We start from the raw sequence: 1,078 nt of genomic DNA, 5'->3' as shown, positions 1-1,078 counted from the left end.
CCCCCCCCCCCCCCCCCCCCCCCCCCCCCCCCCCCCCCCCCCCCCCCCCCCCCCCCCCCCCCCCCCCCCCCCCCCCCCCCCCCCCCCCCCCCCCCCCCCCCCCCCCCCCCCCCCCCCCCCCCCCCCCCCCCCCCGCCAGATTCTAGAGGAATCCGATATGAGCAAACGCCCGAACCTGCGGAACCGCCGCAGCCTGCCTATCGCCTACGTCGACGAGCACGGCGGCACCACCGACCAGCGCGCCGCAGCGTGGCCGCAATGCACCTGCGGATGGACCGGCCCCGACCGCCATCTGCCCCGCACCTCACCGCGAGACGTACTCACCGCCATGCGGCTCGCCGCCGAGTTGGACGCCGCCCAGCACGTACGCAGCCACCGGCGCGGCGAGTTCATCCACCCCGGATCCGTCATCGAATACGCCGAACTCTCCGGAACCCGAATCACCGTGCGCATCAACGGAATCGACCCCTACAACCTCCACGCCCCGGCATTCCACACCGCCGACGCCAAAACCGCCTATCTCTACCAGATCACCCACGTACGGCCCGACGACGCCAACCCGCGCCGGGGCTGGTTGCGCCGCACCCTCGACGCCAGGCGATACAACCCCACCACCAGCGCCCCCGCCCCCACGGCCGACCCCGGCCCGCAATGGGCGCGCGTGCTGCGGGAAACCGACGTCGCCGCCGCCCTGGAATGGGCCGCCCAGACCGACCCGCACCGGGCACAGGACGCCACCGGCAACCGCACCGCCGAAAACACGATCCGGCGCGAATGGATCAAGGCGACCGGAGGCGGGTACACCCCGCGCGCATTCGAACTCGCCTCGGCATGGATGCGCCAGCACCAGCCCGAATGGTTCCGCGTGTGGAACCAGTGTTTCGGATTCTGCGACACCGTAGCCGACGAGGACAACGACCGCCGCACCCTGGTCAAACAGTGGCGCGGCTTCATCGGCTGACACCCCCGACCCGAACCACCACCGCCGGGGGGGGGGGGGGGGGGGGGGGGGGGGGGGGCGGGGGGCGGGCGGGGGCGCGCGGGGCGCGGGGGGGAGCGGCGCACCACGCGCACCGCC

The 1,078-nt window shown here is 75.1% G+C and carries 1 protein-coding gene; it reads left to right on the top strand.

Annotated features, from left to right (window positions below; translation table 11 throughout):
* The first annotated feature begins 157 nt into the window (after nucleotides 1-157).
* Nucleotides 158-961, top strand: coding sequence for a hypothetical protein (locus tag QH290_RS01600; RefSeq protein WP_280381766.1), 804 nt, complete (start codon nucleotides 158-160; stop codon nucleotides 959-961).
* The last annotated feature ends 117 nt before the right edge of the window (nucleotides 962-1,078 follow it).

The organism is Nocardia wallacei (genome assembly GCF_029869545.1).
GTDB lineage: Bacteria > Actinomycetota > Actinomycetes > Mycobacteriales > Mycobacteriaceae > Nocardia > Nocardia wallacei_A.
Note: the sequence above shows the minus strand (reverse complement) of the source record. Positions and strands in the feature narration are given on the sequence as shown.